Below are 14,365 nucleotides of genomic sequence, written 5' to 3' on the forward strand. Positions count from 1 at the left end.
CGCTTCCGGGATCACCCCCGATAAAGCGCGTCGAGCCGCTCGCCGTAGACGGTGCGGATGACGTGCCGGCGGATCTTGAGGCTCGGCGTCAGCTGCTCATTCTCGATCGTGAAGGGTTCGTCGGCGAGCACGAAGCGGCGGATGCGCTCGGTGACCGACAGGTCCCTGTTCACGCGTTCGACCGCATGGCCGATCGCGGTGCGATATTCGCTGTTCTCCGCGAGCCGCTCGAACTTGCAGGCGGTGCCGTTCGCCGCGCACCATTCCTGCGTCCATTCGGGGTCGGGCACGATCAGCGCGACCATATAGGGGCGGCGGTCGCCGTAGATCATCGCCTGGACGATCTCGGGCTGGAGCGTCAGCATGCCCTCGATCTTCTGCGGCGCGACATTCTCGCCCTTGTCGTTGATGATGAGGTCTTTCTTGCGATCGGTGATGGCGATGCGGCCCGCCGCGTCGATCTCGCCGATGTCGCCGGTGTGGAGCCAGCCGTCGCGCAGCACGCGCGCCGTCTCCGCCTCGTTGCGCCAATAGCCGTGCATCACCAGCTCGCCGCGCACCAGGATCTCGCCGTCGGGGGCGATCCGCACCTCGGTATCGGCGAGCGGCGGACCGACCGAATCCATGCGGATGCCGACCTTGGGCCGGTTGCACGAGATCACCGGCGCCGCCTCGGTCTGGCCATAGCCCTGCAGGAAGGTGACGCCCAGCGACTGGAAGAACAGCCCGACCTCCGGATTGAGCGGCGCGCCGCCCGACACCATCGCCTTCATCCGCCCGCCGAACCGTTTGGCGATCTTGGGCTTGAACAGGGTGCGGACCAGCAATTGCGCCGGCCGGTCGGCGAGGCGCAGGCCGCCCGCATTCTCGCGCGCGCCGAGTTCGAGCGCTTTCGCGAGCAGATAGGCCGCCATGCCGCCCTGTTTCTCGATCGCCTTGCTGATCCGCGTCCGCAGCACCTCGAACAATCGCGGCACGACGAACATGATCGTCGGCCGCACCTCCTCGATATTGGCGGCGAGCTTGTCGAGGCCTTCGGCGTAATAGATCTGCCCGCCGAGCGCGATCGGGAAATGCTGGCCGCCGGTATGCTCATAGGCGTGGCTGAGCGGCAGGAAGGACAGGAATACCTCGTCCTCCCAGCCGAAATCCTCGGCGATCAGCGCGGCGCAGCCCTTGGCGTTGTGCAGGATCGCGCCGTGATGCTGCATCACCCCGCGCGGCGCGCCGCCGGTGCCGCTGGTGTAGATGATGCAGGCGAGATCGTCGCGGCGGAAGGTCGCGCGCGCCGCGGCATCGGCGGGGTCGGTCGGATGGTCGGCGATCAGCCGGTGCCAGTCGTGGAAGTCGATCCCCGACGGCGCACGCATCGGATCGATGCCGATCACCGTCTGCCCCTGGTTCGAGCGGAGCACCGCGGTGAGCACGGTCTTCGCCAGCTTGTCGGTCGACACGATGACGCCGCAGGCGCCCGAATCGGTGATGATATGCGCGTGATCGCGCTCGGTATTGGTGATGTAGGTCGGCACGGTGATGCAGCCGGCCGCCATGATCGCGAGATCGCTGATACACCATTCGGGGCGGTTCTCGCTGACCAGCATCACCCGGTCCCCCGGCTTCATCCCCGCTGCGGTCAGCCCCGCGGCGAGGCTGGCGACCTGCCGCGCCGCCTCGGCCCAGCTCGTCGCGACCCAGACGCCGTCGCGCTTGGCCCAGAGGAAGGGGGCGTCGCCCTTCTCCTTCGCCCGTGTGAAGAACATCGTGACGAGGTTGGGAAAATGCTCGAGGCTGCGCATGATCTCTCCTGTCGCGCCGGTCTTGCGCCGGCGACGGTTATTCGGACGGGCGGTTGGCGACCGGCGCGGCGCGGGTGGGATCGCTGACGCGGCCGTCCTCGCTGATCGCGACGCCTTCGCTGCGCGGATCGGCGGCGCCGACCCAGCGCCCGCCGACCCATTCGATCGCATTGGCCTTGAGCCCCATCGGCGCGACCTCGGTCCGCTCGCCGAGCGCGGCGAGCGCGGGTTGCAGCGTGGCGGCGGCGGTGCCGGTCTCCAGCGTCGCGACGGGACCGGGCGCGTAGACGAGGCCGAGCGCGATCGCCTCCTGCGCGGACAGGTGCCAGTCGAGCACGCCGACCAGCGCCTTGGCGATCTGCGCGATGATCGTCGATCCGCCCGCCGCGCCGATCGCCAGCCGCACCTTGCCGCTGGCGTCGTAGACGATCGTCGGCGCCATCGAACTGCGCGGCCGCTTGCCGCCCTCGACGCGATTGGCGACGAGATAGCCGGCGTCGACCGGCACGATATCGAAATCGGTCAGCTCGTTGTTGAGCACCGTGCCGTCGACGACCAGCCCCGATCCGAACGGCCCCTCGACCGTCGTCGTCACCTCGACGACGTTGCCAGCGCGATCGGCGACGGCGAGATCGGTGGTGCCGGCGACCTCGCTGACCGGCGCCGGCGTGCGCGGCGGCGCGCCGCGCGGCGTGCCGGCGGTGACGGTGGCGAGCGTCCGGTCGGGGGCGATCAGTGCGGAGCGCGCGGCGAGATAGGCGGGATCGAGCAGCCCGGCGACCGGCACGCGGACGAAATCGGGGTCGCCGACGTAGAGGTTGCGATCGGCATAAGCGAGGCGCGAGCTTTCCGCGAACAGGTGCCAGGCGACCGGCGAGTCCTTGCCGAGCCGGGTCATGTCGAACCGTTCGAGCTGCTTGAGGATCATCAGCACGGTGATGCCGCCCGACGACGGCGGTCCCATGCCGCAGATTCGGTAGCTGCGGTACGGCACGCAGACCTCGGGACGCGGCTTGGCGTCGTAGCTGGCGAGATCGCCGGTGGTCATCTGCGACGGGTTGCGCGCCGCGCCGTTGACCGCCGCGACGAGCTTGGCGGCCTGTGGCCCGACGTAGAAGCTGTCGGGGCCATGCGCCGCGATACGGGTGAGCAGCGCCGCCTGCGCCGGATTGCGGACGATGCCGTCGGCGCCGACGGCGAAGGTCGCGCGTGCCTCCGGCGTCAGATGGCCGCCGTAGGAGGCGACCGAATTGGTGAAGCGCGGGCTGGCGCGGAAACCGTCGCGCGCCAGCCGGATCGCCGGCTGGAACAGCCGCGCCCAGGGCAGCTTGCCCGACTGGCGATGCGCCAGCGCCATGCCGCGCAGCGCGCCCGGCACGCCGACGCTGCGTCCGCCCGGCACCGCATCGGCATGGCTGAGCGGCACGCCGTCCGGTCCGTAGAACCAGCGCGGGGTCGCCGCGGCAGGCGCGGCCTCGCGCGCGTCGATCGTCGTGACCCGGCCGGTGCGGGCGGCGTGGCTGACCCAGAAGCTGCCGCCGCCGATGCCGGAGCTCTGCGGCTCGACGACGTTGAGCGCGAGCATCGTCGCGATCGCCGCGTCGGTGGCGCTGCCGCCCGCCTTGAGGATCTCGACACCGGCGGCGGCGGCACGCGGATCGGCGGCGCTGACCATGCCGGCTGCCGGGGCCGACGCGGGGGTCTTGGCCAACGCCGGTGCGCTGGCGGCGGCGAGCAAGAGGGCGATCAGGGTCTTCATCGCGGCAAAGCCTAGCGGCTGGTCCGGGGAGGGCAAGCGTTAGCCCGCCGCGGCGGCGACATCGGCGAAGCCGTCGCGAGCGAGCAGGTGGTCGAGATCGCGCAGGATCGTCCGCGCCAGCCCCGGTCCGTGATAGACCAGCGCCGAATAGAGCTGCACCAGCCGCGCGCCGGCGCGGATGCGCGCATAGGCCTCGGCACCGCTGTCGATCCCGCCCGCGGCGATCAGCGCGATGTTGCCGCCGGTCGCGCTGCGCAGGTCGACGAGCCGCTGGCGGGCGAGCGGCGCGAGCGGCGCACCCGACAGGCCGCCGCTTTCGCCGGCGTGCGGCGCCCGCAGCGGCGGACGCGAGATGGTGGTGTTGCCGAGGATGATCGCGTCGAGCCGATGGCCGATCGCGGCGCGGGCGATGCCGTCGAGCGCGGCGGCGTCGAGATCGGGGGCGATCTTGAGGAACAGCGGCGTCGCCCCCCGCGCCGCGGTGCAGGCGGCGAGCAGATCGTCGAGCGCCGCACCATGCTGCAGATCGCGCAGGCCCGGCGTGTTGGGCGAGGAGATATTGATCGTCACATAGTCGGCGATCGGCGCGGCGGCGGTGACGCCGGCGACATAATCGGCGATCCGGTCGGCGGCATCCTTGTTGGCGCCGACGTTGATGCCGAGCCGCCCGGCGCCTCGCGAGGCGGTGCGGGCGCGCGCTAGTCCCGCTTCGAGGCCGCCGTTGTTGAAGCCCATGCGGTTGATCACCGCGCGATCGGCGACCAGCCGGAACAAGCGCGGGCGGGGATTGCCCGCCTGCGCCACCGGGGTGAGCGTGCCGATCTCGACTGCGCCGAAGCCGAAGCCGAACAGTCCGTCGATCGCCACCCCGTCCTTGTCGAGCCCCGCCGCGACGCCGAGCGGATTGGCGAAGGCGAGCCCGCCGATGCGGGTGGCGAGCCGCGGGCTGTGCCGCGGGGCGGGGAAGGGCAGCTTTGCCCGCACCGCCAGCGCCTTGAGCGTCAATGCATGCGCCCGTTCGGCATCGAGGGCGAAGAGCAGCGGGCGGAGGGCATAGGACATGCTGCGCCCATCGCATTGCGCGCGGCGGAAATCAAAGCTGGCGCGCGCCGCGCGGATGGTGGCCCGGCGGACACGGCGCAAACCTCAGCATTGTATCTCCCGCCGATGTTGGCGGGTGGCGGACCCGCTGGCGCCAATGGCTGGATCGCAGGGGTTCGCGCGTCTGTATCCCCGTCTTCGCGGGGATACAGAAGGAGAGAATGACAGGTGCGGAAGGTCGGACCAGCGTCGGATAACCCGTCTCCCCGCTTGACCCGGCCGCGCAAAACCCTATCTGGCAATCGGATCGAATTGATCCGATTTGCGAGACATTCGCAACAAACCGTTCGGAGCCGATGCGACTTTCCAGCCTTGCCGACTATGCGGTCGTGATGATGTCTGCCGCTGCGCGCCATTGCGGCGGCGTGGCGCGGCTCAACGCGACGGTGCTCGCCGAGGAGACCGGCGTGCCGCTGCCGACCGCACAGAAGCTGGTCAGCCGCCTTTCGTCGGCCGGCCTGATCGAAAGCACGCGCGGCACGGGCGGCGGGTTCCGGCTGGCCCGGCCGGCGGCGGCGATCAGCCTTGCCGACATCATCGAGGCGGTCGAGGGACCGATCCAGATGACCGCCTGCGTCGAGGGCAATCGCCACGAATGCGGGCTGGAGGGCAATTGTCTCGTCCGACCGCATTGGAGCATCGTCAACGAAGCGGTGCGCGGCGCGCTCGCCAACGTCACGCTCGCACGGCTCGCCCGTGCGCCGATCCACGATCCGATCCCAGACCCCATTCCCGCTCCGTTGAGCGAACAGGTGTAATCATGGCGACCAAGAACGCAGAGGCCTATGCGGCCGTCTCCAAGACCTACGAATGGGGCTTCACGTCCGATATCGAACAGGACTTCGCCCCCAAGGGGCTGAGCGAGGACACGGTCCGCTACATCAGCGCCAAGAAGAACGAGCCCGAATGGATGCTCGACTGGCGTCTGAAGGCGTTCCGGCTGTGGCAGACGATGGAGGCGCCGGATTGGGCCAAGCTCAACGTGCCGCCGATCGACTATCAGGACGCCTATTATTACGCCGAGCCCAAGGCGAAGCCGAAGCTCGGCAGCCTCGACGAGGTCGATCCCGAGATCCTGCGCGTCTACGAGAAGCTCGGCATCCCGCTCGAGGAGCAGAAGATGCTCGCCGGGGTCGAGGACGGCAGCGCGCCCAAGCGCCGCGTCGCGGTCGATGCGGTGTTCGACAGCGTCTCGGTCGCCACCACCTTCCGCAAGGAGCTGGAGGCGGCAGGCGTCATCTTCCGCTCGATCAGCGAGGCGATCCGCGAATATCCCGATCTGGTCCGCAAGTGGCTGGGCAAGGTGGTGCCGCAGCGCGACAATTACTTCGCGACGCTCAACTCGGCGGTCTTCAGCGACGGTACCTTCGTCTACATTCCGGAGGGCGTGCGCTGCCCGATGGAGCTGTCGACCTATTTCCGCATCAACGCGGAGAATACCGGCCAGTTCGAGCGGACGCTGATCGTCGCCGACAAGGGCGCCTACGTCTCCTACCTCGAAGGCTGCACCGCGCCGATGCGCGACGAGAACCAGCTGCACGCCGCGGTCGTCGAACTGGTCGCGCTCGACGATGCCGAGATCAAATATTCGACCGTCCAGAACTGGTATCCCGGCGACGAGAACGGCGTCGGCGGCATCTACAATTTCGTCACCAAGCGCGCGCTCTGCCAGGGCAGGAACAGCAAGGTGTCGTGGACGCAGGTCGAGACCGGCAGCGCGATCACCTGGAAATATCCGAGCTGCGTGCTCGCCGGCGAGAACAGCGTCGGCGAATTCTATTCGGTGGCGGTGACCAACAACCGTCAGCAGGCGGATACCGGCACCAAGATGATCCACCTCGGCAAGGGCTCGCGTTCGACGATCGTGTCGAAGGGGATTTCGGCGGGGCGGTCGGACAATACCTATCGCGGGCTGGTCCGCGTCGGTCCGACCGCGGAGAATGTCCGCAACTTCACGCAGTGCGATTCGCTGCTGCTCGGCGATCAGTGCGGCGCGCATACCGTGCCCTATATCGAGGTGAAGAACCCCTCGGCGCAGATCGAGCATGAGGCGACGACGTCGAAGATCAGCGAGGACCAGCTCTTCTATGCGATGTCGCGCGGGCTCGACCAGGAAGCCGCAGTGGCGCTGATCGTCAACGGCTTCGCGCGAGAGGTCTTGCAGCAGCTGCCGATGGAATTCGCGGTCGAGGCGCAGAAGCTGCTCGGGATCAGCCTTGAGGGTAGTGTGGGTTAAGGAACAAGCTCCGCCTCCTTGAGGGGAGGGGCTTTAAGGAAGAATGATGCTCAAAATCGAAAACCTCCACGCCGAGATCGACGGCAAGGAAATCCTCAAGGGCCTGACGCTCGAGGTCAATGCCGGCGAGATCCATGCGATCATGGGCCCCAACGGCGCGGGCAAGTCGACGCTCGGCTATGTGCTCGGCGGGCGGCCCGGCTATGAGGTGACGGCGGGGTCGATCACCTTTGACGGGCAGGACCTGCTCGCGCTCGAACCGCACGAGCGTGCCGCTGCCGGCGTGTTCCTCGGCTTCCAATATCCGGTCGAGATCCCCGGCGTCAGCAACGTCCAGTTCCTGCGCGAGGCGCTCAACGCGCAGCGCGGCGTGCGCGGCGAGGCGCCCTTGTCGGGCGGCGAGTTCCTCAAGCTCGCGCGCAGCGAGGCGGCCAAGCTCGACATGGATGCCGAGATGCTCAAGCGTCCGGTCAACGTCGGCTTCTCGGGCGGCGAGAAGAAGCGCAACGAAATGGTGCAGATGGGCGTCGTCGACCCCAAGTTCGCGATCCTCGACGAGACCGACAGCGGGCTCGACATCGACGCGCTGCGCATCGTCGGCGACGGCATCAACCGGATTATGCGCGCGCCCGACAAGGCGGTGCTGCTCATCACCCATTACCAGCGGCTGCTCGACTATGTGCGGCCGGACGTCGTGCACGTCCTCGCCGACGGGCGGATCGTCCGCTCGGGCGGCGCGGAGCTGGCGCATGAGCTGGAGCGCGAGGGTTACGCTGGGGTGGCGGCGTGATGAATCACGCGCAGGCGCGACGATGCGACGAGGGTAGGGCGCCTGGCCTGTCCTCTGATGCCTTCGGGACGGTTTGTGTTCGCGCGGAGGCACGGAGGCGCGGCGATGGCGTCGGCGGAGCAATGCTCCCATCGATCATCGCCAGCGATCTGGATAAGGCGCTGCCGAGTACGAAAACGGTCAGCGCCGCAGGCAACGATACCTTGTCTTCCTCTCTGCTCCGCGCCTCCGCGCCTCCGCGCGGACACAAACCTTCATGTCTTCGCGTCTTCGCGCCGTCGCGTGAACCCCATCAGCGAGCCGCCGCATGACCACCGTTCTCGATCTCCCCACCAGCCGCGACGAGGCGTTCCGCTGGGCCGACATGGCCGGCCTGCAAGCCGCGCGCGACCTGCCGGTCGCCGCGCCCCGACTGCCTGAGCCTATCCTGACCGACGCGGCGCGGCTGGTGTTCGTCGATGGCCAGCTCGACCGGCAGGCGAGCACGCCCGGCGATCTCGCGATCACCCCTGCGTCGATCAGCAGCGATCATCGACTCGCCCGCCATGCCGCGGGCGAGGGCCATGCGATCACGCTCGCGCCGCGTTCGGTGACGCGGCTGGAGATCGCGCGCGTCAACGCCGGCGGGGACGGGCAGACGCCGCTCGTCATCACACTCGGCGAGGATGCCGTGCTGACGCTGGTCGAGAGTTTCACCGGGGCCGGGTGGAGCAACACGCTGACCCGCTTCGATCTCGGCGAGGGCGCGCGGGTGATGCGCGCGGTGCGGATCGTCCAGGACGCCGGCTTCGTCTCGACCCGCGACGAGGTGATGATTGCGCAGGCGGCGAGCTTCGTCTCGGTCGCGCTCGGCGCCACCGCGGCGGGGACGCGGCTCGACGCGGCGCTGACGCTCAACGGCGACGGCGCCTATGCCGAGCTGGGTGGCGCGCTGCTCACCCGCGACGAGCAGCGGCAGGAATGTGCGGTGCGCGTCCGCCATGCCCATCCCAACGGCCAGTCGCACCAGTTGTGGCGCGCGGTCGCGGCGGAACGGTCGACGGTCAGCCTCGCCGCCGCGGTGGAAGTGGCGCGCGACGCGCAGAAGACCGATGGCGAGCAGTCGCTGCGCGGCCTGCTGCTGCACCGCACCGCGACGGTCAACCTCAAGCCCGAGCTGGAGATCTTCGCCGACGACGTCAAATGCGCGCATGGCGCCACGGTCGGCGAGCTCGACGCCCGCGCGCTCTTCTACATGCAGAGCCGCGGCATTCCGGCGGGGCGCGCCAAGGCACTGCTGACCCGTGCCTTCGTCGCCGATGCGATCGACCGGATCGGCGACGAGGGCGCGCGCGCGGTGTTCGCGGCGGACGCCGATACGTGGCTGGAGCGGACGTTATGAGCGACGAGACCCGCGAGGCCCCGCTCGATCGCGTCGCCGACTTCCCCGCCATCCCCGACGGCTGGGCCTATCTCGACACCGCCGCGACCGCGCAGAAGCCGCAGGTTGTGATCGATGCGATCGCGCGCGCCTATGGCGAGACCTATGCCACCGTCCACCGCGGCGTCTATCAGCGCTCGGCCGATATGACGCGCGCCTATGAGGCGGCGCGGAACAGCGTCGCGCGCTTCATCGGTGCGGGCACGCCCGACGAGATCGTGTTCGTGCGCGGCGCGACCGAGGCGATCAACCTCGTCGCGCACAGCTGGGCGGCGACGCAGCTCAAGCCGGGCGATCGCATCCTGCTGTCGATGCTCGAACATCACAGCAATATCGTGCCGTGGCAGATGGCGGCGGAGCGCGTCGGCGCGGCGATCGACGTCGTGCCGCTGACCGCGGATCATCGCATCGATCTCGACGCGATGGCGCGGATGCTCACCCCGCAGCACAAGATGGTGGCGCTCGCCCACGTCTCGAACGTGCTCGGCTCGGTGCTCGACGCACGGCGCGCGACCGAGCTGGCGCATGATGTCGGTGCCAAGATCCTGCTCGACGGCTGCCAGGCGGTGCCGCGGATCGCGGTCGACGTCGCGGCGATCGGTTGCGACTTCTACGTCTTCTCGGGGCACAAACTCTACGGTCCGACCGGGATCGGCGTGCTGTGGGGGCGGGCCGAGCTGCTCGCACAGATGCCGCCCTATCAGGGTGGCGGATCGATGATCGACCGGGTGAGCTTCGCCAAGACCACCTATGCGCCGCCGCCGGGGCGGTTCGAGGCGGGGACGCCGCATATCGTCGGTGCGCTCGGCCTCGCCGCGGCGATCGACTATGTCGAGGGCATCGGCCTCGCCGCGATCCACGCGCATGAGACCGCGCTGGTCCGCGACGCCCGCGCGGCGCTCGGTGCGATCAATTCGGTGCGATTGTTCGGGCCGGAGGACAGCGCCGGCATCGTCAGTTTCGCGATTAAGGGGGTGCATCCGCACGACGTCGGCACCATCTTGGACGAGGAGCGGGTGGCGATCCGCGCCGGCCATCATTGCGCGCAGCCGTTGATGGAGGTGCTGGGTGTCGATGCGACCGCCCGCGCCAGCTTCGCTGTCTATAACGGGCCGCGCGATATCGAGGCGCTGGTACGCGGCGTCGAACGGGTAACGAGGATATTCGGATGAGCGATACAATCCGTATCGAGGAAGTGGACGCGGTGGCGCCGGCGCCGCGCGCACGGGTCGACGAGGCGGTCGAGCCCGCGCCGCGGACTCGCGACTATCTCAGCGGCTTCCTGCAGCAGCAACCGCAGACCGATGCGCCGGGCGAGCCCGGCGGCGCGCTCTACGAGGCGGTGATCGACGCGCTCAAGGAAATCTACGACCCCGAGATTCCGGTCAACATCTACGATCTCGGGCTGATCTACGGGGTCGAGGTCGCCGACGGCGGTCAGGCGGTGGTGACGATGACGCTGACCACGCCGCATTGCCCGGTCGCCGAATCGATGCCCGCCGAGGTCGAGATGCGCGTCGCCGCGGTGCCGGGGATCGCCTTCGCGGACGTCAATCTGGTCTGGGACCCGCCCTGGGACCCGCAGAAGATGTCGGACGAGGCCAAGCTCGAACTGGGGATGCTGTGATGGCGACGACGCTGCGCCAGCGGCCCGCGCCGCTCATCCTCACCGCCACCGCCGACGCCCGCATCGCCGATCTGATGGCGCGCGCGCCCGACGGCGCGATCGGCGTCAAGCTGTCGACGCCGCGGCGCGGCTGTTCGGGCCTCGCTTATTCGGTCGACTATGTCACCGAGGCCAAGCCGTTCGACGAGCGGATCGAGACGCCGGGCGGCGTGCTTTACGTCGACGGCGGGTCGATCCTGTATCTGGTCGGATCGACGATGGACTGGGTCGAGGACGATTTCACCGCCGGCTTCGTGTTCAACAATCCCAATGCCAAGGGCGCCTGCGGGTGCGGGGAGAGTTTCACGGTCTGAGGGGGGTAGGATCAGGCTTGGATCGCCGGCGTGTCGTCTCGTCGGGTTATGCGATCTGAGCTTTGCCAAAACTTTGTGGAAGCACAGCCTGACCTCTCTACGCCCCACCCCGGCGGAGGCCGGGGTCCAGCTGGGCGGACCTTCGGGAAGACTCGCCACGATCTCCCAACTGGACCCGGGCCTCCGCCGGGGTGGTGCCCGTATCCAAGAGGCCTTGCAGCGTAACTGAGACTACCGCGACGCCCTCAGCCCGGACATCGCGACGATCCGCGGACGGACCGCCGGCCCGCCCCAACCGCCGCCGCCCTACAGCGTCCGCTCGTAGACGTTGTATACCTTGTTGACCTTGCTATCGATCGTCTCGGCGATCGAGCGCATCCCCTGATTGTCGTCGAGGATCCAGCCGATCTCGCCGCGGCTCGCGCCATAATGTTCGACCGAGGCGCGGCGGATATATTCGATCATCATGAAGGCGAGCTGGCTCGCCATGCGCGATGCCTGCAATTCCTTGACCACGCCCATCAGCGGCACGCGCATCGTCCGCACCTTGGGCTTGCGCAGCCAGAGCAACAGCTTGGCCCAGCCGAACGGCAGCAGCGAACCGTTCAGCGGCTTGATCGGCTCGTTGAGGTCGGGAAGGGTGATCATGAACGCGACCGGCTTGCCGTCGAGCTCGGCGATGCGGATCAGGTCGTTGAACACGATCGGCTTGAGCTTGACGCCGACGTCCTTGATCTCGGGCGGGGTGAGCGGCACGAAGCCCCAATTGTCACTCCACGCGTCGTTGAGGATCGACAGGATGATCGCCGCCTCCTCCTCGAACTTGCGCTTGTCGACCTCGCGCACGACGATCCGCGGATTGTTCTCGCCCGAGCGGATAATCCGCTTGACGATGGGCGGGAATTCCTGGGTGATGTCGAGTTCGTAGGTGAACAGCTGCTTGATCTGGCGATAGCCGGCGCGTTCGATCCAGCCCTGATATTCGGGCTTGGCATGGCCCATCATCACCGTCGGCGAATGGTCGAAACCCTGGACGAGCAGGCCGGGCTCTTCCCAGATCGACTGCGAGATCGGGCCGAGCGCGCGCGTCATCCCCTGGTCGCGCAGCCAGCCCTCCGCCTTGGCGAGCAAAGCGGTGAAGATGTCCTCACGCTCGGCCTCCATCAGCCCCCATTGGCCGACGCCGGGACCGAAGCCCTGATCGGCGGGCATGGTCAGCGCCAGCGTGTCGATATGCGCGGAGATCCGGCCGACGATGCGGCCGCCCTCCCGCGCGAGGAACAGTTGCGCCTTGGCATGGCTGTACCAGCCGTTCTTCTCGGGCGTGATCAGGCCGAGCGCCTCGCCCTTGAGCGGCGGTACCCAGGCGGGATCATCCTTGTACAGACGGAACGGCAGGTCGACGAACGCCTTGCGCTCGCTCTTGGTCGTGACGGGCGTGATCGTCAGGTCGCTCAATTGGGCCTCCCATTTTGGCATGCGATCTAGCACGCCATCACCGGTTGGCGAGTGACCTTTCCGTCATCAGTGATCGAGAGGTTCCACCGTTGCGGAGCAGCCGGCGTCTGGGAATGCCACGCTGTCGCCACTATCTTGGGGCAATGGACCACGCCATGGAATCCTCGCTGACCCTCTCCCGCGCCCCCGTCGCCGAGGCGACGGACCGTATGCCGCGGCTGCGCATCGCCGACGACAAGGCGATGCTGCGCGCCGCCGCCGAGGCGACGCGCGACCTGATCGCACCGCGCCCGGCGATCTACTGGGCCGATCTGATCGCCTCGGTCGTCGTCGGTTACGGCGCGCTGGCCGCGGCGGTGACGCTGCGGCAGACCGGCTGGGTGGTGTTCGCCGCGGTGGTGGCAGCGCTTGCCCTGTATCGCGCGCTGAGCTTCATCCACGAAGTCAGCCATATGAAGCACAGCAGCGTGCCCTATTTCCGTGGCGCCTGGAATGTGTTGGTCGGCGTGCCGATGCTCACGCCGAGCTTCATGTACGAAGGCGTGCACAACCTGCATCACGCCAAGACGCGCTACGGCACATCGGAGGATCCCGAATATCTGCCGCTCGCGCTGATGAAGCCGTGGACGCTGCCGGCGTTCGTGGTGATCTCGGCGCTGGCGCCGCTCGGTCTTTTGATCCGCTTCGCCATCCTGTCGCCGGTCTCCTTGCTGTCGCCGAAGCTGCGCACGATCGTCCGCGAGCGCTATTCGGCGCTCGCGATCAACCCGCAGTTCCGCCGCCGTGCGCCGGAAGGCGACGCTCTGACCCTGTGGAATCGCACCGAAGCGGCGGCGAGCTCTTGGGCGATCGCAGTGGTCGTGCTGACCGCGACCGGCGTCTTCCCGCTGCGCAGCGTCGCGATCGCGCTGGCGATCGGTGCGGGCGTCGCGGTGGTCAATCAGGTGCGGACGCTGGTCGCGCATCTGTGGGAGAATGACGGCGAGCCGATGTCAGTGACCGCGCAATATCTCGACTCGGTCAACGTGCCGCCGCCCGCGCTGCTGCCGGCTCTGTGGGCACCGGTCGGGCTGCGCTATCATGCGCTGCACCATCTGCTGCCGAGCCTGCCCTATCATGCGCTCGGCGAGGCGCATCGCCGGATCGGTGCGGCGGTCGAACGGGGTTCGCCCTATCACAAGGCGAGCTATGCCGGGCTGCCGGGGCTGGTGAACAAGATCGTGCGGAGTACGTTCCAGTCTCGCTAGACTAGATCAGGCGCCCGTTCCGGCGGGATCATGGGGGGCGTGTGATGGGGATTGCGGCCAGTCTGATGATGATCGCGGCGGCGAATGGTGCGCCGGCCGCAGTGCCGCCGGGCACGGTGACGGTCATCGTCGTTCCCGACGGCGACGAACATGCCGCCGACGCGCCTGCTTATGCCGAAGCGGTCGACGCCGTCTTCAACGCCGCCAATTATCTCGTCCTGCCGGCCACCGGGCCGAGCCGATACCGCGCCCATGTCGCAGTCGATCGGGAGGCGCGCGGTCTGGTCGGCGCACCCGCGCCGACGAAGAAGGCGGATGCGGCGATGGCCAATTGGGGCGGCGGCATCTCGATCGCGCTGCCGACCGCGAAACAGGATCTGCGCGCGCTGATCGTGACGCGGATGACGATCACCCTGTCCGACTGGCGCAGCGGCAAGACGCTGTGGACGGGAAGTGCCGTCACCGCACAGGTGGGTGGCACCGCCGCCAATGCCCCGGCGACCGTCGGCGGCAAGCTCGCCACCGCGCTGGTCGCCCGGATGCCGGCGGCCCTGCCCGAGCCGCTCTCGGTCCCCTAA

13 protein-coding genes are annotated in these 14,365 nt (G+C 68.5%); 9 read left to right on the plus strand and 4 right to left on the minus strand.

From position 1 onward, the window contains the following. Positions 1-11: 11 nt before the first annotated feature. The 3 genes from PBN85_RS04180 to PBN85_RS04190 are packed head-to-tail and all read right to left on the minus strand — an operon-like array spanning position 12 to position 4,617. A complete protein-coding gene (locus PBN85_RS04180) occupies positions 12-1,796 on the minus strand; it encodes an AMP-dependent synthetase/ligase (RefSeq protein ID WP_037534583.1) in 1,785 nt (594 codons plus the stop codon). 37 nt (positions 1,797-1,833) lie between these two features. Further along, complete coding sequence (ggt, locus tag PBN85_RS04185; protein WP_443026763.1) at positions 1,834-3,555, minus strand: gamma-glutamyltransferase; 1,722 nt, start codon at positions 3,553-3,555, stop codon at positions 1,834-1,836. 39 nt (positions 3,556-3,594) lie between these two features. After that, positions 3,595-4,617, minus strand: a complete 1,023-nt coding sequence (locus PBN85_RS04190; protein ID WP_037534770.1) for a quinone-dependent dihydroorotate dehydrogenase — start codon at positions 4,615-4,617, stop codon at positions 3,595-3,597. A gap of 335 nt (positions 4,618-4,952) precedes the next feature. Here PBN85_RS04190 and PBN85_RS04195 point away from each other — a divergent pair, with 335 nt between their 5' ends. From PBN85_RS04195 to PBN85_RS04225, 7 genes are all read left to right on the plus strand, one after another. Then, positions 4,953-5,414, plus strand: coding sequence for an SUF system Fe-S cluster assembly regulator (locus PBN85_RS04195; RefSeq protein ID WP_051583454.1), 462 nt, complete (start codon positions 4,953-4,955; stop codon positions 5,412-5,414). A gap of 2 nt (positions 5,415-5,416) precedes the next feature. Beyond that, entirely contained in the window at positions 5,417-6,892 is a 1,476-nt protein-coding gene (gene sufB / locus PBN85_RS04200) for a Fe-S cluster assembly protein SufB (protein ID WP_037534581.1), read from the plus strand. Positions 6,893-6,938: 46 nt separating this feature from the next. Next, entirely contained in the window at positions 6,939-7,682 is a 744-nt protein-coding gene (gene sufC / locus PBN85_RS04205) for a Fe-S cluster assembly ATPase SufC (protein ID WP_271300236.1), read from the plus strand. Positions 7,683-7,989: 307 nt separating this feature from the next. Beyond that, positions 7,990-9,063 carry a SufD family Fe-S cluster assembly protein gene (locus PBN85_RS04210; protein WP_271300237.1) on the plus strand — a complete coding sequence of 358 codons (1,074 nt, stop codon included), beginning with the start codon at positions 7,990-7,992 and terminating at the stop codon, positions 9,061-9,063. Further along, on the plus strand, positions 9,060-10,274 hold the full coding sequence (locus PBN85_RS04215) for an aminotransferase class V-fold PLP-dependent enzyme (RefSeq protein WP_271300238.1): 1,215 nt from the start codon (positions 9,060-9,062) through the stop codon (positions 10,272-10,274). The genes PBN85_RS04210 and PBN85_RS04215 overlap by 4 nt, the downstream gene beginning before the upstream one ends. Next, positions 10,271-10,729: an SUF system Fe-S cluster assembly protein gene (locus PBN85_RS04220; protein ID WP_271300239.1), complete on the plus strand. Its 459-nt coding sequence runs from the start codon at positions 10,271-10,273 to the stop codon at positions 10,727-10,729. Before PBN85_RS04215 ends, PBN85_RS04220 begins: the two co-directional genes overlap by 4 nt. Then, a complete protein-coding gene (locus PBN85_RS04225; protein ID WP_037534573.1) occupies positions 10,729-11,082 on the plus strand; it encodes a HesB/IscA family protein in 354 nt (117 codons plus the stop codon). The genes PBN85_RS04220 and PBN85_RS04225 overlap by 1 nt, the downstream gene beginning before the upstream one ends. A gap of 306 nt (positions 11,083-11,388) precedes the next feature. Here the strand turns inward: PBN85_RS04225 and PBN85_RS04230 are convergent, their stop codons facing one another. Continuing rightward, the gene (locus PBN85_RS04230) at positions 11,389-12,561 is read right to left on the minus strand and encodes an N-acetyltransferase (protein WP_443026764.1); all 1,173 of its coding nucleotides are present in this window, start codon (positions 12,559-12,561) and stop codon (positions 11,389-11,391) included. A gap of 134 nt (positions 12,562-12,695) precedes the next feature. On the opposite strand from PBN85_RS04230, the gene PBN85_RS04235 reads away from it, so the two are divergent. Together PBN85_RS04235 and PBN85_RS04240 are read left to right on the plus strand one after the other, a co-directional pair. Next, entirely contained in the window at positions 12,696-13,787 is a 1,092-nt protein-coding gene (locus tag PBN85_RS04235) for a fatty acid desaturase family protein (RefSeq protein WP_271300835.1), read from the plus strand. 44 nt (positions 13,788-13,831) lie between these two features. After that, entirely contained in the window at positions 13,832-14,365 is a 534-nt protein-coding gene (locus tag PBN85_RS04240; RefSeq protein ID WP_271300241.1) for a hypothetical protein, read from the plus strand.

Source organism: Sphingomonas sp. CV7422 (assembly GCF_027945725.1).
Taxonomy (GTDB): Bacteria; Pseudomonadota; Alphaproteobacteria; order Sphingomonadales; family Sphingomonadaceae; genus Sphingomonas; species Sphingomonas kyungheensis.

Excerpts from the sequence above, each read along its gene's own strand:
- sufC (WP_271300236.1), top strand. The coding sequence starts at position 6,939 with ATGCTCAAAATCGAAAACCTCCACGCCGAGATCGACGGCAAGGAAATC.
- PBN85_RS04195 (WP_051583454.1), top strand. The coding sequence starts at position 4,953 with ATGCGACTTTCCAGCCTTGCCGACTATGCGGTCGTGATGATGTCTGCC.
- PBN85_RS04225 (WP_037534573.1), top strand. The coding sequence starts at position 10,729 with ATGGCGACGACGCTGCGCCAGCGGCCCGCGCCGCTCATCCTCACCGCC.
- PBN85_RS04210 (WP_271300237.1), top strand. The coding sequence starts at position 7,990 with ATGACCACCGTTCTCGATCTCCCCACCAGCCGCGACGAGGCGTTCCGC.
- PBN85_RS04230 (WP_443026764.1), bottom strand. The coding sequence starts at position 12,561 with ATGCCAAAATGGGAGGCCCAATTGAGCGACCTGACGATCACGCCCGTC.
- PBN85_RS04235 (WP_271300835.1), top strand. The coding sequence starts at position 12,696 with ATGGAATCCTCGCTGACCCTCTCCCGCGCCCCCGTCGCCGAGGCGACG.
- PBN85_RS04190 (WP_037534770.1), bottom strand. The coding sequence starts at position 4,617 with ATGTCCTATGCCCTCCGCCCGCTGCTCTTCGCCCTCGATGCCGAACGG.
- PBN85_RS04215 (WP_271300238.1), top strand. The coding sequence starts at position 9,060 with ATGAGCGACGAGACCCGCGAGGCCCCGCTCGATCGCGTCGCCGACTTC.
- PBN85_RS04220 (WP_271300239.1), top strand. The coding sequence starts at position 10,271 with ATGAGCGATACAATCCGTATCGAGGAAGTGGACGCGGTGGCGCCGGCG.
- sufB (WP_037534581.1), top strand. The coding sequence starts at position 5,417 with ATGGCGACCAAGAACGCAGAGGCCTATGCGGCCGTCTCCAAGACCTAC.
- PBN85_RS04240 (WP_271300241.1), top strand. The coding sequence starts at position 13,832 with ATGGGGATTGCGGCCAGTCTGATGATGATCGCGGCGGCGAATGGTGCG.
- ggt (WP_443026763.1), bottom strand. The coding sequence starts at position 3,555 with ATGAAGACCCTGATCGCCCTCTTGCTCGCCGCCGCCAGCGCACCGGCG.
- PBN85_RS04180 (WP_037534583.1), bottom strand. The coding sequence starts at position 1,796 with ATGCGCAGCCTCGAGCATTTTCCCAACCTCGTCACGATGTTCTTCACA.